Source organism: Allobosea sp. TAB14, assembly GCF_052113865.1.
Lineage (GTDB): Bacteria > Pseudomonadota > Alphaproteobacteria > Rhizobiales > Beijerinckiaceae > Allobosea > Allobosea spartocytisi.
Map to the genome: position 1 here is coordinate 17457 of NZ_JBFRDQ010000020.1, position 19794 is coordinate 37250.

General features: G+C 66.5%; 18 protein-coding genes and 1 pseudogene. 8 read left to right on the forward strand and 11 right to left on the reverse strand.

The features are described from left to right. The first annotated feature begins 2 nt into the window (after positions 1–2). Entirely contained in the window at positions 3–980 is a 978-nt protein-coding gene (locus AB4Y99_RS04800) for a type II secretion system F family protein (RefSeq protein ID WP_112762462.1), read from the forward strand. Between the two features lie 242 nt (positions 981–1222). Here the strand turns inward: AB4Y99_RS04800 and AB4Y99_RS04805 are convergent, their stop codons facing one another. After that, positions 1223–4345: an efflux RND transporter permease subunit gene (locus tag AB4Y99_RS04805; protein WP_441522562.1), complete on the reverse strand. Its 3123-nt coding sequence runs from the start codon at positions 4343–4345 to the stop codon at positions 1223–1225. Next, a complete protein-coding gene (locus AB4Y99_RS04810) occupies positions 4342–5391 on the reverse strand; it encodes an efflux RND transporter periplasmic adaptor subunit (RefSeq protein WP_441522589.1) in 1050 nt (349 codons plus the stop codon). Before AB4Y99_RS04810 ends, AB4Y99_RS04805 begins: the two co-directional genes overlap by 4 nt. A gap of 154 nt (positions 5392–5545) precedes the next feature. On the opposite strand from AB4Y99_RS04810, the gene AB4Y99_RS04815 reads away from it, so the two are divergent. Both AB4Y99_RS04815 and AB4Y99_RS04820 read left to right on the forward strand, forming a co-directional pair. Continuing rightward, positions 5546–6127, forward strand: coding sequence for a TetR/AcrR family transcriptional regulator (locus tag AB4Y99_RS04815; protein ID WP_441522563.1), 582 nt, complete (start codon positions 5546–5548; stop codon positions 6125–6127). A gap of 500 nt (positions 6128–6627) precedes the next feature. Beyond that, complete coding sequence (locus tag AB4Y99_RS04820) at positions 6628–7455, forward strand: 4-hydroxythreonine-4-phosphate dehydrogenase (protein WP_441522564.1); 828 nt, start codon at positions 6628–6630, stop codon at positions 7453–7455. A 91-nt stretch (positions 7456–7546) separates the two neighbouring features. Here AB4Y99_RS04820 and AB4Y99_RS04825 read toward each other — a convergent pair whose 3' ends face one another. From AB4Y99_RS04825 to AB4Y99_RS04860, 8 genes are read right to left on the reverse strand one after another with little or no spacing between them, the layout of a single operon-like run. Beyond that, a complete protein-coding gene (locus AB4Y99_RS04825; protein WP_113252775.1) occupies positions 7547–8533 on the reverse strand; it encodes an aldo/keto reductase in 987 nt (328 codons plus the stop codon). Between the two features lie 29 nt (positions 8534–8562). After that, the gene (locus AB4Y99_RS04830; RefSeq protein ID WP_441522565.1) at positions 8563–10092 is read right to left on the reverse strand and encodes an acyl CoA:acetate/3-ketoacid CoA transferase; all 1530 of its coding nucleotides are present in this window, start codon (positions 10090–10092) and stop codon (positions 8563–8565) included. Continuing rightward, a complete protein-coding gene (locus AB4Y99_RS04835) occupies positions 10092–10559 on the reverse strand; it encodes a MaoC family dehydratase (protein WP_441522566.1) in 468 nt (155 codons plus the stop codon). Before AB4Y99_RS04835 ends, AB4Y99_RS04830 begins: the two co-directional genes overlap by 1 nt. A 60-nt stretch (positions 10560–10619) precedes the next feature. Then, complete coding sequence (locus AB4Y99_RS04840; protein WP_112762457.1) at positions 10620–11399, reverse strand: amino acid ABC transporter ATP-binding protein; 780 nt, start codon at positions 11397–11399, stop codon at positions 10620–10622. A 51-nt stretch (positions 11400–11450) separates the two neighbouring features. Next, positions 11451–12296: a transporter substrate-binding domain-containing protein gene (locus tag AB4Y99_RS04845; protein ID WP_441522567.1), complete on the reverse strand. Its 846-nt coding sequence runs from the start codon at positions 12294–12296 to the stop codon at positions 11451–11453. A gap of 37 nt (positions 12297–12333) precedes the next feature. After that, positions 12334–12984, reverse strand: coding sequence for an amino acid ABC transporter permease (locus tag AB4Y99_RS04850; RefSeq protein ID WP_051988233.1), 651 nt, complete (start codon positions 12982–12984; stop codon positions 12334–12336). A 7-nt stretch (positions 12985–12991) separates the two neighbouring features. Then, positions 12992–13660 (reverse strand): amino acid ABC transporter permease, encoded by a 669-nt coding sequence (locus tag AB4Y99_RS04855; protein WP_441522568.1) that lies wholly within the window; start codon positions 13658–13660, stop codon positions 12992–12994. A 42-nt stretch (positions 13661–13702) separates the two neighbouring features. Further along, complete coding sequence (locus AB4Y99_RS04860) at positions 13703–14539, reverse strand: shikimate dehydrogenase family protein (protein WP_441522569.1); 837 nt, start codon at positions 14537–14539, stop codon at positions 13703–13705. Positions 14540–14657: 118 nt separating this feature from the next. On the opposite strand from AB4Y99_RS04860, the gene AB4Y99_RS04865 reads away from it, so the two are divergent. Both AB4Y99_RS04865 and AB4Y99_RS04870 read left to right on the forward strand, forming a co-directional pair. Then, positions 14658–15431: an IclR family transcriptional regulator gene (locus tag AB4Y99_RS04865; protein WP_441522570.1), complete on the forward strand. Its 774-nt coding sequence runs from the start codon at positions 14658–14660 to the stop codon at positions 15429–15431. Positions 15432–15459: 28 nt separating this feature from the next. After that, positions 15460–16206, forward strand: a complete 747-nt coding sequence (locus AB4Y99_RS04870) for an IclR family transcriptional regulator (RefSeq protein ID WP_197062773.1) — start codon at positions 15460–15462, stop codon at positions 16204–16206. Positions 16207–16264: 58 nt separating this feature from the next. Here the strand turns inward: AB4Y99_RS04870 and AB4Y99_RS04875 are convergent, their stop codons facing one another. Continuing rightward, the gene (locus tag AB4Y99_RS04875; protein WP_441522571.1) at positions 16265–17149 is read right to left on the reverse strand and encodes a tetratricopeptide repeat protein; all 885 of its coding nucleotides are present in this window, start codon (positions 17147–17149) and stop codon (positions 16265–16267) included. 134 nt (positions 17150–17283) lie between these two features. Between AB4Y99_RS04875 and AB4Y99_RS04880 the strand changes: the two are divergent. From AB4Y99_RS04880 to AB4Y99_RS04890, 3 genes and pseudogenes are all read left to right on the forward strand, one after another. Further along, positions 17284–18418 (forward strand): annotated as a pseudogene (locus AB4Y99_RS04880) (leucyl aminopeptidase family protein). Between the two features lie 80 nt (positions 18419–18498). After that, positions 18499–18852 carry a MarR family transcriptional regulator gene (locus AB4Y99_RS04885; protein WP_112762455.1) on the forward strand — a complete coding sequence of 118 codons (354 nt, stop codon included), beginning with the start codon at positions 18499–18501 and terminating at the stop codon, positions 18850–18852. 80 nt (positions 18853–18932) lie between these two features. After that, positions 18933–19790, forward strand: coding sequence for a C40 family peptidase (locus AB4Y99_RS04890; RefSeq protein ID WP_441522572.1), 858 nt, complete (start codon positions 18933–18935; stop codon positions 19788–19790). The last annotated feature ends 4 nt before the right edge of the window (positions 19791–19794 follow it).

Sequence of the window (19794 nt, forward strand, 5' to 3'; positions counted from 1 at the left end):
CGATGCTATCCCTGATCATCGCCAAAGTCACCGATCCGCAGTTCCTGCTGGCCTTGCTGGCCGCCGTCGCGGCGGCGGCCACGGTGCTGACCATCGCGATCCCGCTGACCGAGGGCAACAGCCTGCAGAAGCGGATGAAGAACGTCGCGACCGAACGGGACAAGATCCGCGCGCGCGAACGCGAGAGGCTGAACCGCCAAGGCGAGAAGGTGAGCCTGCGCCAGGAACCCAAGGCCTATATGCGACGCATCGTCGAACAGTTCAAACTGGGCGACTGGCTCGGCACGGAGACTGCCAAGCGGCAGCTCTCGATGGCGGGCTACAGGGGTCCGCAGGCGGAGATCGGCTTCCTGTTCTTCCGGCTTGCCGTCCCGGTCGGCCTCTTCCTGTTCACCCTCCTCTACGTCTTCGTGCTCAACGATTTCGGCCAGTCTTTCATGGTCCGGTGCGGCATCGCCATCGCAGCCGCCTATCTCGGCATCAAGGCTCCCGAGCTGTTCCTGTCCAATCAGATCAGCAAGCGCCAGGCCTCGATGCGCCAGGCCTTTCCCGATGCCCTCGACCTCCTGCTAATCTGCGTCGAATCCGGCATGTCGATCGAGCTCGCCTTCCGCAAGGTCTCGACCGAGATCGGCAGCCAGTCCGTGGCGCTGGCCGAGGAATTCGCGCTGTGCACGGCCGAGCTCTCCTATCTCGCCGAACGCAGGCTCGCCTATGAGAACCTGGCGCTGCGAACGGGGCTCGAGGGCGTCAAATCCGTCTCGACCGCCCTGATCCAGGCGGAGCGCTACGGCACGCCGCTCGGCACGGCGCTCAGGACGCTCGCACAGGAAAGCCGGGACCAGCGCATGAACGCCGCCGAGAAGAAGGCCGCCGCGCTGCCGCCGAAGCTCACCGTGCCGATGATCCTGTTCTTCCTGCCGGTGCTGTTCGTCATCATCCTAGTCCCGGCGCTGGTGCAGGTCTTCAAGTGGCAGTAAGCGCGCCGGGTTGTAGGATCTCACTGAAAATGAGCCTGTCTCATTCAATTTGAGCCTGACGATGGCGTATTTGAGCGTGACATGCGCAGAATACTCCTTCTGGCCGTCACGGGCCGAGCGACGCGCATCGAACAGGCTCTGCTCGGCCGCGATCAGCTCCGCGACCCCCGTCTCGCCTTGGCGATCACGTTGGCACCATCGGACGCCGCACGCCGGAGCGAACTGTCACTTGTCTCGCATGGTTACTCAGCCGCGTGCGCATAGGCGAGTGGCGAAGTCTCGGCGCTCGGCCCGGCCTCGACCTCATGGGCGGTTGCGACCGTCGGCTTGATCCGGAACCACGCAGCATAAAGCGCCGGCAGGAAGAGCAGGATGAGCACCGTCCCGACCGCCGTGCCGCCGATCAGCGTATAGGCCATCGAACCCCAGAAGACGGAGTGGGTCAGGGGAATGAAGGCCAGGACCGCGGCGAGCGCCGTCAGGATGACCGGCCGCGTGCGCTGAACCGTCGCTTCGATGACGGCATGATAGTCATCGAGCCCCGCGATCTGGTTCTCCTTGATCTGGTCGGTCAGGATCAAGGTGTTGCGCATCAGGATGCCCGCCAGCCCGATGAGGCCCAGGATCGCGTTGAAGCCGAAGGGCTGGTTGAAGGCGAGCAGCGTCGGCACCACGCCGATCAGGCCGAGCGGGGCGGTGAACAGCACCATCGTCATCATCGAGAACGACCGCACCTGGACCATGACGACGATCAGGGTCACGGCGATCATCAGCGGAAAAATCTTGCCAAGAGCATCGTTCGCCTTGGCTGCCTCCTCGATCGAGCCGCCCATGTCGATGCGATAGCCGGCCGGCAGCGCGTCGATCAGCGGCTGGAGCGCGGCCCGCACCTGCTTGGAGACCTCCGGAGGCTGCGTCGCCTCGTTAACTTCCGAGCGGACCGTGATCGTCGGCATCCGATCGCGCCGCTTCAGCACCGGCTCCTCGTAGCGGATCTCGGAGTGTCCGATCTGGTCGAGGGGGATCTGCCGCCCGTCCCGACTCATCAGGGAGAAGTCGGCGAGACGCGTCGGGTCGAGACGTTCGGCGCCGGCGCTGCGGGCGATGACCGGCACGTTGCGGATGTCTTCCCGGACCTGCGTGACCGGCACCCCGCTCAGCAGGAACTGGAGCTGCTGGCCGACCTGCGCCGGCGACAGGCCGATCAGGTTGAGGCGGTCCTGGTCCGGCACGAAGCGCAGGACCGGCGTGCGGTTGCCCCAGTCGCGGTTCGCTTCCCTGACATCGGGGATGCCGCGCATGACCTGCAGGGCCTGTTCGGAGATCTTGTAGAGTTCAGCCGGGTCGGGGCCGACGATGCGGAACTCGACGGGGAATACCGAGGGAGGCCCGAAGACGAATTGCGTGGCGCGGACATAGGCCTCGGGCGCGAGCCCGTTCGAGATCTCCTCTCGCAGCCGAAGCTTGAGCTCTTCACGCGCATGGGCATCCGGCGTCAGCACGACGATCTTGGCGAAGGCCGGATCGGGCAGCTCCGGCGAAAGCGCGAGGAAGAAGCGCGGCGCGCCCTGACCGACATAGCTGGTGACGATCTTGGCTTCGGGCTGCCGTTCGAGCCAGCGCTCGACCTTTTGGACTGCGGCGGTCGTGGTCTCGATGCTGCTGCCTTCCGGCAGGCGGATTTCAACGAGCACCTCGGGCCGGTCGGAGGTGGGGAAGAACTGCTGCTTCAGCCCGCCCATGCCGACGCCGGAGAGAGCGAAAGCGATGCCGACGATCGCGCAGGTCAGAAACTTGTGGTCGACCGCGAAGGTGATGAGCCGCCGCAGACGCCGATAGTTCGGCGTGTCGTAGATCGCGTGCGTACCGCCTTCGATCGGCTTGATCTCCGGCAGCATCTTGACGCCGAGATAGGGCGTGAACACCACCGCTACGATCCAGGACACGATCAGCGCAAAGCCGACCACCCAGAAGATGTTGCCGGCGTATTCGCCGGCCGTGGAAGAGGCGAAGCCGACGGGCAGGAAGCCGGCGATCGTCACCAGCGTGCCCGAGAGCATGGGCGCGGCGGTGTGGCTCCAGGCATAGGCGGCCGCCTTGATGCGGTCCATGCCCTCTTCCATCTTCACGACCATGACCTCGATGGCGATGATGGCGTCGTCGACGAGGAGGCCGAGCGCCAGGATCAGCGCGCCGAGCGTGATCCGGTCGAAGAACCGGCCGGTCTCCAGCATGATGAAAAACACGGCCGCGAGCGTGATGGGGATCGCCGCTGCGACCACGATCCCGACGCGCCAGCCGAGGCTGAGCAGGCTGACGAGCAGCACGACGCCGAGCGCCATCGCGAACTTCATCATGAACTCGTCGACGGACGCGGCGATGTTGACCGCCTGGTCCGTTACCTTTTCGAGCGACATGCCGAGCGGCAATGTCCGGCCGATCGCGGCGGTCTTGTTCTCGAGATCCTTCCCGAGCGTCAGCCCATTCCAGCCGTCCTGCATCACTGCGGCGAGCATGAGACTGGGCTCGCCTTGATGCCGGATAATGAAGCTCGGCGGATCCTCGTAGCCGCGGCGGACATCCGCGATGTCGGACAGCTTGAGGGTCCGGCCTCCGGCGACGATCGGCGTGTCGGCGATGGCCTGGACACCCTCATAGGCGCCGTCGACCCGGATGAAGACGCGCGGGCCCTTGGTGTCGACCGAGCCCGCCGCCGTGACCGTATTCTGACGCTGCAGGGCGGTGACGATGTCCTGGGCGGAAACGCCCAGCGTCGCGAGCTTCGCATAGGAAAACTCGACGAAGATCTGCTGGGGGCGCTCGCCAAGGATGTTGACCTTCTTGACGCCGGGAACGTGCAGGAGATCCTGCCGAATGGTTTCGGCTTGCCGCGCCAGCTCCCGCATGGGCAGACCCTGCGCCTTCAGCGCATAGAGCGCGAAGCTGACGTCGGAATACTCGTCGTTGACGAAGGGACCGAGCACGCCGGGCGGTAGGTTGCGCGCCTCGTCGGCGAGCTTCTTCCTCGCCTGATAGAACTCCTCCTGCACCTTGGAAGGCGGCGTGGCGTCCTTCAGGTTGACCGTGAGGTAGGCATAGCCCGGGCGTGTCGTCGTCTCGACGCGGTCGTACCAGGCAAGTTCCTGCAGCCGCTTCTCCAGCGGCTCGGCGACGAGGTCCTGCATCTCGCGGGCCGTCGCGCCAGGCCAGACGGAGGTGACCGTCAGCGTCTTGATGGTGAAGCTCGGATCCTCGGCGCGCCCGAGCTTGACGAAGGCGTAGGCGCCAGCCGCGACGAGCAGGAGGATCGTGAAGAGGGTGACGGCGCGTTCGCGGACCGCGATGGCCGAGAGATTGAAGCTCATCGCGAGGCCGCCTTGACGTTCGAGGAAGTCCGGACCGGCTGGCCTTCGCGCAGGAGATGCGCCCCGAGCGACACGATCTGGCGGCCGGCCTGCAGCCCCGAGACGACCGCCGTTTCGCTTGTGACGCGAACGAGACGCACGGGTTGGAACGTCACGGCGGAGCCCGCATCGTCGAGAAGCCAGACGCCGGTCTTCTGTCCGTCGTCGAGAACTGCTCCGAGCGGAATCTCCGTCTCGGCGTCAGTCGCTATATCGGACAAGCGGACCGTAACGGTCGCACCCAAAGGCGCCAGCGCAGCCTCGCTTTCGAGGACGTAGCGAGCCTCATAGGTCCGGGTCTGCGGATCGGCCGAGTCGGATAGCTGGCGCAGAGTGGCGCGGAAGCTGCGCCCCGCGACGCCGTAGAGCGTCGCCTGCGCGGCGGAGCCGATCGGGGGCCTGACCGTTTCGGGCAGGACCACCAACGCCTCTCGCGGACCCGTCTGCGCGAGCCGGGCGACCACCTGCCCTGCCGCGACGACCTGCCCGGGCTCAGCCAGGGTCTCGACGATGATCCCGTCCGCGTCGGCGACCAGTACGGCATAGTTGAGTTCGTTTTCCGCGACATTCGCCTCGGCTTCTGCCGCGGCGGCCTGGGCCTTGGCGGTGTCGAGCGCGGCCTTCGCCTGCTCGTAGCGCTGGGGGCTGGCGGCGAATCCGTTCTTCACGAGTACCGCGTAGCGCGCCTCGTCGGCCGTCGCCTGCGTCAGCACGGCCCGGGCGGCGATGGCCGCGTTGCGCTTGGCGGTGAGCGCCAACCGCAGATCGGTCTCGTCAACCCGCAGAAGCGGCTGTCCCGCCTTCACGGACTGGCCGATATTGACCAGCCGCTCGACGACCTTGCCCGGGACGCGAAAGCCGAGATTGCTCTGGACGCGTGCCGCAATGACGCCCGTAAAGCGCCGGTCGGCGCCTGTGACCGGGCTTGCCGTCGACACGCGCACGATCGGCGGTTCCTGCCGGGAGTCGACAGCCGCCAAAGGAGCGGCTTTGTGCCCGATCAGCATAACGGCGCCCCCGATCCCGGCGGCGACCACGATGCCCCCGACTGCGAGCAGGGCGAACCGGGATTTCCTTGTCATGATGCTTACCAAATAGATTGCGTCCGACATCTATGACGGTTATAGAGTGTGAACGCAATCTAATTTTTTGGAGCACGGCATGCGGGTCTCCCGAGAGCAAGCGGCACAGAACAGGGAGCGGGTGATCGAGACGGCGAGCCGGCTCTTTCGCGAGCACGGCTTCGACGGCATTGGCCTCAAGGACCTGATGGCCGGAGCCGGCCTGACGCAGGGCGGCTTCTACAAGCAGTTCGCCTCGAAGGATGAATTGACAGCGCTGGCATCGCGGCGAGCGATCGCCAGTTCGGCCGAGCGCTGGTCGTCCGCAGCCGCCTCTCGCCCGGATGACCCGCTTTCGGCCGTAGCGGAGTTCTACCTCAGCCCGGAGCACGTCGCGGAGCGCGCCGAAGGATGCGCGTTCGTCGCGCTCGCATCCGACGCGGCCCGGCAGGGCCCGGAGGTGAAGGCCGAGTTCGAAGCCGGCATCCGCGCGAACCTCGACATGATCGCAAGCCTGTCCGGTGAGGAGAACAGCGATGCGCTTCTGGCAAAACTGTCGATGATGGTCGGTGCGGTCCTGCTGTCGAGGACGGTCAACGACGAAACGCTGGCGCGCCGGATCCTGAACGCGGCGGGCTCTCAGATTGACGGCCATGCGAAGACGACCAAAGGCGTGCAGTAAGCGCCGCAGAAACCGCGCTCAACGGACCGCAATCGGGCCTCAATCCGCTTCGATCCGAAGTCCACGTCGTCAGTGGCCCCATCGTCCTGCTTCCCGCGGATCCAGCCGCCCTCGGCACGCTGGCGGGCCTGCCGGTCCGCCATGCCGCGCCAGGTACCGTGCGACTTCGCCACCACCGGTATAGCAGATATCGCCGAACGGTTTTCCCAATCGGACGGCGAACATGGGGTGTCGGTGTTGAGCGGAAGCGATTGATCCTCGATGCGGATCGCTCGTAAGCTCACAACGGGACACAGCATCGATCGCACGGACTATGCCGACGCCTCCGGTCGGCCGGGGCATCGGCAAAAGCAGAGCTGCTTTTTCGACACTGGTCGGGCTCGGTTTGCAGATCTTCCGTCGACTCGGGCTGAATTATCGCACACAGGCAGCGGTCAAATCGGCAATCTCATGAGGCCACTCCACAAATATTCGCTCGATGGAGACGAAGGCCTCTTGCCATGCGGGGCCACGAACAGCCGCATCTGAAAGGCAGCGTCATGGGACTTCGCTTCATCTTCATGCTGACGCGCAACGACCGCACGGTCGAGGACGCCGCGCAGCAGCTGCAGACTGCGCTCAGCCTCGGCGTCCGCCATATCGGCTTCAAGGATATCGGTCTCCCGATCTCGCAGCTCAAGGCACTGAACGCTGCGATCAAGGCGGGGGGAGCGACCTCCTATCTCGAGGTCGTCTCGCTCGACCGCGACAGCGAGACCGCATCGGCCAGGGCCGCCCTCGACATCGGTGTCGACATGCTGCTCGGCGGCACTCATGCCGAGGATGTGCTGCCGATCATTGCAGGCTCGTCGATCCAATACTGCCCCTTCCCTGGGCGCATCGTCGGCCACCCAAGCGTGCTGGAAGGCAGCATCGAGGAGATCGTCGACAGCGCGAGGTCGCTCGCCGCGCGCGACGGCGTGCATGGGCTCGATCTCCTCGCCTATCGCTCCAAGGGCGACGTTCCAGCTCTGATGATGGCGGTCTGTAAGGCGGTCTCGAAGCCGGTCTACATCGCCGGGTCGATCGACACGCCCGAGCGTATCGCCATCGTGAAGGAGGCTGGTGCAGCCGGCTTCACCATCGGCACTGCCGCTCTTGACGGCAAGTACCCCGCCGGCAGCAAGAGCGTGCCCGTCTTCGTGCACAGGGGCACCCTGCTCATGGAGTTCCGCGATCGCGAGGAAACCGTGCGCGAAGGCGAGTTCATCGTGATTCCGCACGGCGTCGAGCATCGGCCGGCTGCGTCCGCGGGCTCCTGCGAGGCCGTGGTCATCGCGCCGGCTTGAGGCCCGCCGAGGCGTTGGACGACCGCGATTGGCATATCCGCCTCGCGGAGGTCGTTTTTATGATCGCGAGACCGAAGGCGCGGTCCTTGACCTAAGCGAAACCCGAAAGCTCATGGGCGACATAGGGCTCCTCCAGGGCGGCGATATCCGTCTCGGAGAGCCTCAAAGGCAGCGCCGCCAGCGCATCGTCGAGCTGCGCCATCTTGGTGGCACCGATCAGAGGCGCCGTGACGCCGTTCTTGTGCAGCAGCCAGGCCAGCGCGATCTGGGCGCGCGGAACCCCGCGCTGTTCTGCGATGTCCCCCACCCGGTCGACCACGGCGCGGTCGGCGCTCTTTGACTTGTCGTAAAAGCCCTTGCCGACCTCGTCGGCCGCGGCACGCGCCGTCGCCGGCTCGTCCTGCCAGGGCCGCGTCAGCCGGCCGCGCGCCAGCGGCGACCAAGGAACCACGCCGATGCCCTCGGAACGGCAGAGCGGCAGCATCTCGCGCTCCTCCTCGCGGTAGAGGAGGTTCAGATGGTTCTGCATCGAAACGAACGGCGCCCAGCCATGCTGGCGCTGCAAGCCCAACGCCTTCATGAATTGCCAGGCATGCATGGAGGACGCGCCGAGATAGCGCGCCTTGCCCGCCTTCACGACGTCGCTCAACGCCTCCAGCGTCTCCTCGATCGGCGTCTCATAATCCCAGCGATGGATCTGGTAGAGATCGACATAGTCGGTACCGAGGCGCTTCAGGCTGGCGTCGATCTCGGAGAAGATCGCCTTGCGCGACAGACCCTGGCCGTTCGCGTCGGGACGCATCCGGCCATAGACCTTGGTGGCGATGACGACCGCCTCGCGCGTCGTGAAGTCGCGGATGGCGCGGCCGAGCACCTCCTCGCTGGCGCCGTCCGAATAGACATTCGCCGTGTCGAAGAAGTTGATGCCGGCTTCCAGCGCCTTGCGGATGAAGGGGCGCCCCTCCTCCTCACCCATCACCCAGCTATGATTGCCGCGGGTCGGGTCGCCATAGCTCATGCAGCCCAGGGCGATGCGCGATACTTTGAGGCCGCTGCGGCCGAGATTGCGATAGTCCATGATGTCCTCGGAACGGATCGAAGGCCGGTTCAGTCGGTGAAGATCGCGCTGTCCATGAGCTGCGGATCGCGGGGAATGAGCGGCATGAAGTCCATCCGCTCGAGGATGTCGCGGCGGATATCGACGCCGGGCGCGACTTCGCTCAGGACGAGCCCCTCGTTTTCGAGGTTGAAGACAGCCCGCTCCGTCACGAACACCGCCTTGTGGCCGCGCTTCAGCGCCTGTTTGCCGGAATAGGTGATCTGCTCGACCTTGCCGACAAGCTTTCGCACATGGCCGTGCTGTGCGATCGCCAGCTTGCCGTCGCCGAGCTGAAGCTTGCTGCCCTTGGTATCGAAGGTTCCGCAGAACACGACCTTCTTCGCGTTCTGGGCGATGTCCATGAAGCCGCCGGGCCCGACGGTCAGGCCGCCGAGCTTGGAGACGTTGACGTCACCCGCCTCGTCGAGCTCGCCGAAGCCGAGGAAAGCGGTGTCGAGGCCGCCGCCGGCATAGAAGTCGAACTGCGAGGGGCCGTCGATCATGGCCGAGGCGCTGCGCGCGAAGCCGAAGAGCAGGCCCACGAGCAGCGAGCCGCCATAGGTGCCGTGCTCGATGGTCTGGTAATAGCGCCCGACCTCGCCGCGCTCCGCCACCATCTTGGCGACGCCCTCGCCGATGCCGACACCGAAATTGATGACGTCGCCCTCGGTCAATTCCTGGTAGGCGCGCCGGGCGATCAGCGAACGAATGTTGAGCGGCTCCGGCGGATCGAGCGGGGTGGGCCCGCGGCGCTCGCCGGAGATCAGCGGATCATAGGGCAGGTCGTAGCTCATGCGCTGATCGGGATCGACGACGACCGCGTCGACGATGGCGCCGGGAACCCGGACCGATCGCGCCGGAAGCGAGTTCACATCCACCGCCGTGCGGACCTGCGCGATGACGATGCCACCGGAATTATGCGCCGCGAGGGCCGCCGCATAGACATCGACATTCGCCGCCTCCTGGTCGAGGCTGATATTGCCGTCCGCGTCCCCGAAGGAGCCGCGGATGATCGCGACATTGATCGGGAAGGATTTGTACCAGAGCAGTTCCTGCCCGCCGAGATTGACCACCTCGACCAGATCCTCCTTGGCGGAGGCGTTCATCTTGCCGCCCTGGTGCCGCGGGTCGACGAAGGTGCCGAGGCCAACATGGGTGAACAGGCCCAGCCGCTGCCCGCCGATCTCGCGATAGAGCTGCATCACGCAGCCGCTCGGCAGGACATAGGCCTCGATCTTCTCGTCGCGGGCCATCTCCTGCATCTTCGGCGACCAGACCCAGTGGCCGCCGATGACGCGCTTGACCAGCCCCTCATGCGCGAAATGGTTCATCCCCTCGCTCTTCTTGTCGCCGATCCCGAGCGCATGCAGCACGGTGAGGTTGCGCGGATAGCCGGTCGAGAGAAAGCGGCGCGAGACCGCGCGGAAGGTATGCGTCGCCTCCATCAGGCCGCCGCCGCCGCCGACCAGCGCGACGGTGTCGCCATCCTTGATCAGCCCGACGGCCTGATCGGCGCTCATGAACTTGTTGCGGGCCATCAGTTGGCCTCCGCCTGGCCTGCGCCCGGCTTGCGCGGCACCATCAGCCGGTGCTCGCCCTCCTGCACCACCTCGCCATGCTGGTTGAGGAGCGCGATGGCGATGGTCAGGATGCCCATGTCGCTGCGGCTCTTCGGAATGCGCATGTCGGCGACGCGGAACTTCACCTGCAAGGTGTCGCCGATCCGGATCGGCTTCTTGAAGTTCCAGCTCCAGCCCAGCGCGATGCCGTCATGGAAGAAGCCGGACTGCACCTTCATGCCGTCGGTCAGCGACAAGCCCATCAGCCCATGCGCGATGCGCCCGCCGAACACCGTCGACTGGGCATAAACCTCGTCCATATGGATCGGCGAGAAGTCGCCGGCGACGCCGGCATAGGCCAGGACATGGCCCTCGGTGACGGTGACACGCGGCGTCAGGCGTTCGTCGCCGATCTGGATCTCTTCGTAGAACTTGCCCGGAAGCATGATGGGTCCCTTTGGAAAATGTCTGCGGCGATGGGCGCTGCCCGCGCCGCTGGCGATGCGTCAGTGCAGGAGCTGCCCGAGGAAGGCTTGCGTCCGGGGATTCTGCGGGTTCGCGAAGAAGGGCTCAGGCTTGCCCATCTCGACGATCTGTCCGGCATCCATGAAGATCACGCGGTCGGCGACCTTGCGGGCGAAGCCCATCTCATGGGTGACGCAGAGCATCGTCATGCCGTCCTCTGCGAGGCCGACCATGGTGTCGAGCACCTCCTTGACCATCTCGGGGTCAAGCGCCGAGGTCGGCTCGTCGAACAGCATGATCTTCGGCGTCATGCAGAGCGCGCGGGCAATCGCGACGCGCTGCTGCTGGCCGCCGGAAAGCTGCGCCGGATATTTCAGCGCCTGGTCGGCGATCCGCACGCGGGTGAGAAAGCGCATCGCCAGCTCCTGCGCCTCCTTCTTCCGCGTGCCGCGCACCTTCATCGGCGCCAGCATGCAGTTCTCCATCACCGTGAGATGGGGAAAGAGGTTGAACTGCTGGAACACCATGCCGACTTCGGCGCGCACGGTGTCGATGTTCTTCTGCCCGGCGCCGAGATCGTATCCGTCGACGACGAGGCGTCCTTCCTGATAGCGCTCGAGGCTGTTGACGCAGCGGATCAGCGTCGATTTGCCCGAGCCCGACGGCCCGCAGATGACGATCCGCTCACCGCGCGCAACAGTCAGCGCGATGTCCTGCAGGACCTGGAAGGTGCCGAACCATTTCCGCAGGCCCGCGATCTCGATGATCGGGGCGTCGGCGGATGCACTCGCGCGGCTTCGTTGATCGGGATTGACTGACATGGCCTTGCTCATTCCGGAGAGTGGCGGGCGGCGGGGACGCCGCCCGCGCGGTTACTGCACCATCGAAACCGGGAGCGCGGCTTCGCCCTCGCCCGTCTTCGGCATCTCGGCGAGGTCGCCACCGATCCACTTCTTGTAGAGCGCCGGCAACTCGCCGCTCGCCAGCTTGCGGGCGACGAAATCGCTTAGATAATCGGCCCATTCGCGCGAGCCGGGCCGCACCGCGAAGGCGTTATAGGCGCGCGCCACGATGAACTTCTGCTCGAACTTGCCGGGACCGGCCACCTGGGCGATGTTCGGAACCTGGGTCGCGGCGCCGCCGATCATGTCGACCTGCCCCGCGATCAGCGCCTGCACGGTCGCGGCGTCATCGTCGAAGCGCTGGATGGTGGCACCCGCCGRCGCCGCCTTGGTGATGGCGATGTCCTGCGGCGTGCCGCGCGGAACGCCGACCCGGACGCCCTTTAGGTCGTTCCAGCCTTTGATGTTGGCCGAGGCCTTGCCGATATAGATCGTGTCGTTGGTGGTGTAGGGCCGCGAGAACAGCACGACCTTCTGCCGGTCGGCGAAGATGCCCATCACCGCCGCCAGCACGTCGACCTGCCCGGTCAGCAGCGCGGCGACGCGGTTACTCGACGTGACCGGCGTGACCTCGGCCTTCACGCCGAGATCCTTCGCCAGCATCTCGCCGAGCTCGATGTCGAAGCCCGTCAGCTTGCCGGAAGCATCACTGAAGCCCCAGGGCACCTGGGAGACCTGCGAGCCGATCTTGAGCACGCCGCCCTTCTTGATCGACTCCACCGTCTGCGCCGCAGCGGCTCCGGCCATCGCGGATGCGGCTGCCAGCACGATGGCCGAAGCCAGCGCCGTACGCCGGAACGTCTGAATCCAGTTCATGGGTGTTTCCTCCGGTTGATGTTGTTTTCAGGGGTCGTCAGGTCTTCACGGCGAAGCGCTTCTCGAGGCGCATGCTCAGGCGTGAAAGCGGGAAGCAGAGGACGAAGTAGACGATCGCCGCGCAGCCATAGGCGAGCAGCGGCTTGTAGGTCGCGCTGGCGATGATCTGGGCGGCACGGGACAATTCGACGAAGCCGATGATCGCGGCGAGCGAAGTGCCCTTGATGAGCTGCACCATGAAGCCGACGGTCGGCGCGACGGAGATCCGCATCGCCTGCGGCAGCACGACGTTGCGCATGCGGGAGGCATAGCTCAGGCCCAGCGCATAGGCGGCCTCAGTCTGCCCGCGCGGCACGGCCTGGATGCTGCCGCGCCAGATCTCTCCGAGGAAGGCGCTGGCATGCAGCGTGAAGCCGATGGCGACGGCGATCCAGGGGTTCACCTTGTAGCCRAGCACCGGCAACCCGTAGAACACGAGGAAGAGCTGCATCAGCAGCGGCGTTCCCTGGAAGAAGTCGATGTAGAAGCCGGCGCAGCGCTGCAGCCATGTCCGTTCCGAAGTGCGCATCAGCGCAACCGCGAGCCCGACGACACCGCCGCCGACGAAGGCGATCAGGGAGAGAAGGATCGTCGCCTGCACACCCGAGAGGATGGCGAGCGCTTCCGGCAGACCGAATTGCCTGATCATGGCGCCCTCACTTCACCGGATAGGAGAAATAGACGCGGTCGATCAGCTTGAACAAAGTCGCGAAGCCGAACGACATCGTCAGGTAGAGGATCGTCGCGACGATGTAGATCTCGAAGCTGCGGAAGGTCAGCGTATCGATCGACTGGGCGATCGAGGTCAGCTCCTCCGCCGAGATCGACGAGACGATGCTGGTCGTCAGCAGCGTCAGCACGAACTGGCCGGACAGAGCCGGGAAGATGATCCGCAGCGCCGGCTTCAGGACGATGTGGCGGAAGATCTGCAGCGGCTTGAGGCCGAGCGCCGTGCCGGCCTCGTACTGGCCGCGCGCGATCGCGTCGATGCCGCCGCGGATGACCTCCGCCGAGAAGGCCCCGCAGTTGAGGCTGAGCGCCAGGATGGCGGCGCTCCAGGGCTGGAAGCTGATGCCGAGCGCCGGCAGGCCGAAGAAGATGAAGAAGACCTGCACCAGGAACGGCGTGTTCCGGATGAKCTCGACATAGGTGCCGGCCGCGATCCGCGCCGCCGTGAACCGGCTTCGCTTGGCAAGCGCCGTCAGGATGCCGATCGTGAGCCCGGCCGAGATCGAGATCGCCGAGAGCAGGATCGTCAGCCAGCAGCCGCGCAGCAGCTGCTCCCAATAGGGAAGCAGGACCGAGAAATCGAACTGATACGTCAAGGTTTCCTCCAGGCGCCCCGGTCTTTCGCCGGGGTCGGTGTCTCAGGGGATGCGGAAGAACTCCCGGTAGAGGGGAATCTGCTCGTTCAGCATCGGAAGTCCGGGATGCGTCCGCAGGCCGCGCGCAGCAGCCTCGCGCAGCAGCCGCGTCTGCGCCGGCTTCATGATGATGTCGGCGACGATGGCTTCGGCGCGCAGGCCATCCAGCGCGAAGGGCAGCGGATCATCCTCGCGCAAACCCAGCGGCGTGGCGTTCACCACCACGTCGCTCGCCGGATCGAGAGAGCTTGCGGCCCGCGCAAGACCCGGCCAGCGCTCGCCAAGACGGCCCGCGAGCGCTTCTGCCCGCGCCGGATCGATATCGACGACCGACACTGTCGATGCCCCCGCCTGCAGGACCGCGGCGGCGATCGCGACGCCCGCCCCTCCTGCGCCGACGAGGGTGAGGCGCTTGCCCGCGATGGCGTGGCCGGCGCCGAGAAGACCCCGCACAAAGCCCGCACCGTCGAAATTGTCGCCAGACCAACTGCCGTCTGCCTCGCGCCGCATCGCATTGACGGACCCCGCCAGCCGCGCGGCCTCGCTGAGCCGATCCGCGTGACGGCAGACCGCGAGCTTGTGCGGCACCGTGACGAGGAAGCCGTCGAGATTGCCGATCCGCTTCAGGCCTTCGACGACGGCAGCCAGATCGCCGGGCGACACCTCCACCGGAATCAGCGCGGCATCCACGCCCCGCTCGCGGAAGAGCCGGTTCATCATGGCCGGCGCCATGACCTGCGCCACCGGGTCGCCGAGCACGGCGAAGAGGCGCGTGCGACCGGTGATCGACTCCACGGCTGGAGCATCGCGCTTGTCGTTGACGAAGGAGGCTACCGCCACGGATCGGGCCCGTTCGATAAAGTGGAACTGGTTCCATAAATATCATAGTTCCACTGCGGTCAAGAGAAGTGACACTGCGTTCCAATTTGAATAAGCTTCCAATTGGAATGGAGGCGCCATGGATCGGGCGATCGCGATTATCGAGATGCTGTCGCGCCACGCCGGCGGCCTGCCGCTGATGGCGATCGCCGACGCATTGGCGATCCCCCGCAGTGCGACGCATAGGCTGCTCGCCGATCTCAAGGACGAAGGCTATGTCCGCCAGGAGTTCGAGGGCGGGGCCTATCGGCTGACGGCCAAGATCGTCGCGCTCGGCTTCAGCCACCTGGCTTCCGCCGGGGTGACCACCCGGATCCAGCCGCTTCTCGACCAGCTCGCCGACAAGACCGGCGAGCTGGTGACGCTGGCCGTGATCCACGACGAGAAACTGATCCGCGTCGCGAAGGCGCAAGGTGCGCGGCGCGGGCTGCTCTACAACCCCGATGAAGGCGCCGRGGTCTATCTGGCCGCGACCTCGAACGGCCATGCCTGGTTGTCCTGCCTGGACGAGGACGAGGCGCTGCAATTGGCGGCCCGGCAGGGCCTGAAGCGCGAGGGATACGGCCCCAACGCGCCGCGGACGATGCGCGAGCTGCTGGGCTTCGTCGAGACCGCACGGGAACTGGGCTACGCCAAGATCTTCGAGACCTACGAGCCAGGAACCGCGGCCATCGCCGTCGCGGCTTTCAGCGAGCGCTCGAAACGCCCGATCGGCACGATCAGCGTTGCCGGCCCCGTCATCCGCATGACGAGCGAAGCGATGGATCGCATCCTGCCGCCGCTGCGCGAAACGGCGGAGGCAATCGCCAAGGCCAGCGAGGAACTGCCCTTGTTCCCCGGGACGGCGCACTGACATGTCCAGTCGAATCCGGGCTCTCGGCATGCTTGAAACATTGGCGCAGTATCCGAACGGCCTTGCCCCGCGCGAACTGGCGCAACTGCTGAAGATTCCACAGGCCGCAGCCGAGCGGACGGTTCAGGGGCTCGTCGAAGGCGGCTTTGTCTTCCGCTCGCCCGATGGCGCGGTGCGCCTCAGCGTCAAGCTCGCGGCGCTGGGGCTCGCCTATCTCGGAACCAGCGGCATCACCGACCTCGTCCAGCCCATTCTCGACGACCTCGCCAAGCGAACGGGGGAATTGGTGAGGCTCGCGGTCGTCGAAAGCGACCATCTGACCTGGGTCGCCAAATCCCAGAGCGCGCAAAGCGGACTGTTCTACGTCCCCCATACCGAGACCGAAGTCTATCTTGCCGCCACCGCGAACGGGCAGGCCTGGCTCGCGAGCCTCGACGATGCGCAGCTGCGGATGGTGGTCGAAAGACAAGGCTTGCATCGGCCGGATCTGGGGCCCAACGCGCCGCGCACGATCGATCAGCTGCTCGAGCAAATCGAACAGACGCGCAGGCTCGGCTACGCCTGCGTGACCGAGGCCTACGAGGTCGGCACATCAGCCATGGCCACCGCGATCCGCAAGCGCGGCGTCGGGCATCCGGTCGGAACGATCAGCGTAGCAGGCCCGACGATCCGGATGACCCGGGAACGGATGGCCGAGATCGCCCCCTGGCTGCAGGCGAGCGCCAACGAACTCGGCGCGGCGGCGGCTTCATCACCCTTGTTCAGTCTTCATTAGCTGGCCCTGATCGGGCCACGCTCGTAGCCGGCCGATCGCCGGCGTCCTCCTCGACGGGTCAGCCTTGATCCTGTGTGCTGGCCGCGCCCGGCCCTTGCGCCAAGGGCGGCTTCGGCGCCGGCTGCACGCGGGCTTTTCCCTTCAGCAGATCCCAGCTGTTCTGCTGGCTGACGCTGCGCTTGAGATATGCGATGGCCGCCGCCGCTTCCGCCGGGCTCTGGTCCTGGCGAGCGAGCGTCTCCGCCTCGCCGAAACGGCCCTGCAGGCCGAGGACGAGGACCAGATTCTGGCGGACGCGCGCATCGGCCGCGGGCGTGGCCGCCGCTTGGCGCAGGACGCGCTCCGCCTCCGGCAGGTTCCGCGACAGCGCCAGCGACAGCCCGAGATTGGACATCACCGTCGGCTCGTTCGGCACGAGCTTCAATGCGGTCTGGTAGAGCTGCTGCGCCCGGTCGTGCTCGCCGAGCTGGTCGGCGACGGTGCCCTGGGCCGAGAGAATGCGCCAATCCGGCCGCTCCGGCGAATGCGCGCGGGAGAGCACCTCGTCGGCCTCGCGCAGGCGGCCATTGTCGGCGAGCGAACGGCCATAGGCCCCGAGCAGTTCGCGATCGTCCTGATGCACGAGCACCGCGTTCTGGAGAACGGCGAGGGCCTGTGCATGTTGTTCGGAGGCGCGCAAGGCACGCGCATAGTAGAACGCCGCGTCGCGATCCTTCGGATTGGCGTCGTAGCGCCTGGCCCAACTGTCGCGCTCGGCCTGCCAGTCGGAGGCCGTGCGCGGCTGGGCCGGCTGGCTGCGGCCGATCGAGCCGGTGATGTCGCCGGGGCCGCCGCGGCTCTGGCAGCCGGCGAGCGCCAGCGCCGCAAGGCCAACGGCGAAACCGAGACCGGCACGCCGGCGACGCGGGAACGGAGGGCGGGAAGCGGGCTGTGTTTGCGACATGGGCCGGATAGCCTCGCGGACTTACGTCCTGATGGGTTCGTCTGGTCGCTCCGGTGATAAAGCGTTAACCCTAATGCATTGTTAACCAGCCGCTCCCGCCGCCCCGAAACCGGTTTCCGCCCGTGCACAGCCTCCTGACCTCCGCCGCCGCCGCCGCGATCCCCGTTCATGCCGTTTCCGCGCCGGGCTGGCCCGATCTTCAGGAACGCCTGACATCCGAGCAGGGGAGCTTCGCGCTGGCGCAGGGCTTCACGGCGCGGACGGGGCAGCATTGCTTCCTGCCGGATGCCCAAGGGCGGCTCGCCGCCGTGCTGCTCGGCCTCGACAGGCCGGGCCGCAACCGCGATCCCTTCGCGCCCGCGCGGCTGGCGGCGCAATTGCCGGCGGGGGACTATGCGCTCGCGGGAGAGATCGACGATCCCGACCTGGCCACGCTCGGCTGGCTGCTGCAGGGCTACCGTTTCGACCGCTACCGCAAGCCTGCGCCGGCGAAGGCCCGGCTCGTCCTGCCCGCGGGCGTGGACGGGGCGGAGATCAGCCTGATCGCCGAATCGGCGATGCTGGCGCGTGACCTCGTCAACACGCCGGCGAACGACATGGGCCCCGACGAGATCGAGGCGGCGATCCAGGTGCTCGCGGCCGAATGCGGCGCGAGCGTCACCAGCATCGCCGGCGACGAGTTGATCGCCGAGAACCTGCCGATGATCCATGCGGTCGGCCGGGCCTCGCCACGGGCGCCGCGCCTCATCGATCTGGTCTGGGGCGATCCGGCCCATCCGAAGGTCACGCTCGTCGGCAAGGGCGTCGCCTTCGACACCGGCGGGCTCGACATCAAGCCCGCGGCCGCCATGCTGCTGATGAAGAAGGATATGGGCGGGGCGGCCGCCGCGATCGCCGCCGCCCGGATGATCATGCCTGGGGCCGGAATTGCCGCCCTTCTACACGCATGACGAAGGGCTCGCCGCCGAGATCGCGCGGATCGGCCTCGCGGTGAACGATCCGGTCTGGCGACTGCCGCTCTGGGCTCCCTATGACCGCATGCTCGATTCCAAGATCGCCGATGTGAACCATGTTTCGAGCGGCGGCATGGCCGGCTCCATCACGGCGGCGCTCTTCCTCAACCGCTTCGTCGAACGCACGCAGTCCTACGCCCATTTCGACATCTATGGCTGGAACCCCACAACCAAACCCGGCCGCCCGGAAGGCGGCGAATGCCAGGCGGCGCGATTGAGCTATGCGCTGGCGAAGCAACTCTACCCGGCCGGTTAAGGCTGATCGGCGAAGCCGATTGCGCCTTTCCCCCTGCAGGATAATGATACGGGTCCGTAACGATCTGGAACCCCGTCCGCATGCCGTTGGAGATCAGGCCCTCGCAGGCACTCAGGCTCTGGCGGCAGGTGCATCTCGATCTGGTGCGGGACGGGCAGGCCGATCTCTCGGCCCGCCAGACCGCGATCCTGCTCACGGTCTATCTCGAATTGCCGCCACATACGGTCAGGGGACTGGCGAGGCAGCTCGGCGTGACCAAGCCGGTCATCACCCGCGCGCTCGACACACTCGGCAAGCTCGGCCTGCTCACCCGCAAGCGCGACGAGGAGGACCGGCGCAATGTCGTGATCCAGCGCACCGTCGCGGGGGCGCTGGCCGTGGAGCGGCTGGGAGACCTCGTCACCGAGCATGCGAAGGAGATCGGGGCGGGTTGAGACCTCCTCCGCCCTGGATCGCTTCGGTGCCGGCGCTCCCCACAATGACGATCTCGTCCGACATGCTCTAGGGTGCCGCCATGACCGTGATTCTCGACCGTCGCATCACCGCCTTCCGCCCCGATCTCGCAGCCAGCCATCTGCGCGGGCAGGTCAAGGCACCCGCCTTCGCCGAGCCGCAGCCGATGCGCGTGGTCGCAGCCTCCGCGCCGCTGCGGCGCGAACCGCGACCGGACGCGGCCCTCGATACCGAGGCGCTCGCGGGCGAGCTGGTGCAGGTCTATGAGCGTTATGAAGGCTGGGCCTGGGTTCAGCTCGCAGGCGATGGCTATGTCGGCTATCTGCCGGATGATTGCCTGCGAGCCGATGCTCCGGCTCCGACGCATCGCGTCAGCGCGCTCAGGACCTTCGTCTATCCCGGACCCTCGATCAAATTGCCGCCGCTCACGGTGCTCTCGCTCAACGCCGCCGTCACGGTGGCAGGAGAAACGGGCGATTTCGCTGTCCTCAGCGATGGCGGCCATGTCTTCCTGAAGCATCTCGCCGCGCTCGACCGCTTCGAGCCCGATTACGTTGGGGTCGCCGAGCGCTTCCTCGGCGTGCCCTATCTCTGGGGCGGCAAGACCAGCCTCGGGCTCGACTGCTCCGGGCTGACGCAGCTCGCGCTCGCGGCCGCCGGCATCGCCGCGCCGCGCGATTCCGACATGCAGGAGGCCGGGCTCGGCGCGGCCGTCGCCTTCGACGAGAGCCTGTCCGGGCTCAAGCGCGGCGACCTGGTCTTCTGGAAGGGCCATGTCGGCATCCTGACCGCTCCCGACACGCTGCTGCACGCCAATGGCCATACGATGGACGTGCATCGCGAGCCGCTGCGCGAGGCGCGCGACCGCATCCGCGACAAGAGCTTCGGCGCGATCACCAGCATCAAGCGGCTGGGATAGAGCA

Excerpts from the sequence above, each read along its gene's own strand:
- AB4Y99_RS04815 (WP_441522563.1), top strand. The coding sequence starts at position 5,546 with ATGCGGGTCTCCCGAGAGCAAGCGGCACAGAACAGGGAGCGGGTGATC.
- AB4Y99_RS04820 (WP_441522564.1), top strand. The coding sequence starts at position 6,628 with ATGCGGGGCCACGAACAGCCGCATCTGAAAGGCAGCGTCATGGGACTT.
- AB4Y99_RS04805 (WP_441522562.1), bottom strand. The coding sequence starts at position 4,345 with ATGAGCTTCAATCTCTCGGCCATCGCGGTCCGCGAACGCGCCGTCACC.
- AB4Y99_RS04840 (WP_112762457.1), bottom strand. The coding sequence starts at position 11,399 with ATGTCAGTCAATCCCGATCAACGAAGCCGCGCGAGTGCATCCGCCGAC.
- AB4Y99_RS04830 (WP_441522565.1), bottom strand. The coding sequence starts at position 10,092 with ATGGCCCGCAACAAGTTCATGAGCGCCGATCAGGCCGTCGGGCTGATC.
- AB4Y99_RS04800 (WP_112762462.1), top strand. The coding sequence starts at position 3 with ATGCTATCCCTGATCATCGCCAAAGTCACCGATCCGCAGTTCCTGCTG.
- AB4Y99_RS04875 (WP_441522571.1), bottom strand. The coding sequence starts at position 17,149 with ATGTCGCAAACACAGCCCGCTTCCCGCCCTCCGTTCCCGCGTCGCCGG.
- AB4Y99_RS04835 (WP_441522566.1), bottom strand. The coding sequence starts at position 10,559 with ATGCTTCCGGGCAAGTTCTACGAAGAGATCCAGATCGGCGACGAACGC.
- AB4Y99_RS04870 (WP_197062773.1), top strand. The coding sequence starts at position 15,460 with ATGCTTGAAACATTGGCGCAGTATCCGAACGGCCTTGCCCCGCGCGAA.
- AB4Y99_RS04890 (WP_441522572.1), top strand. The coding sequence starts at position 18,933 with ATGACCGTGATTCTCGACCGTCGCATCACCGCCTTCCGCCCCGATCTC.
- AB4Y99_RS04825 (WP_113252775.1), bottom strand. The coding sequence starts at position 8,533 with ATGGACTATCGCAATCTCGGCCGCAGCGGCCTCAAAGTATCGCGCATC.
- AB4Y99_RS04810 (WP_441522589.1), bottom strand. The coding sequence starts at position 5,391 with ATGCTGATCGGGCACAAAGCCGCTCCTTTGGCGGCTGTCGACTCCCGG.
- AB4Y99_RS04885 (WP_112762455.1), top strand. The coding sequence starts at position 18,499 with ATGCCGTTGGAGATCAGGCCCTCGCAGGCACTCAGGCTCTGGCGGCAG.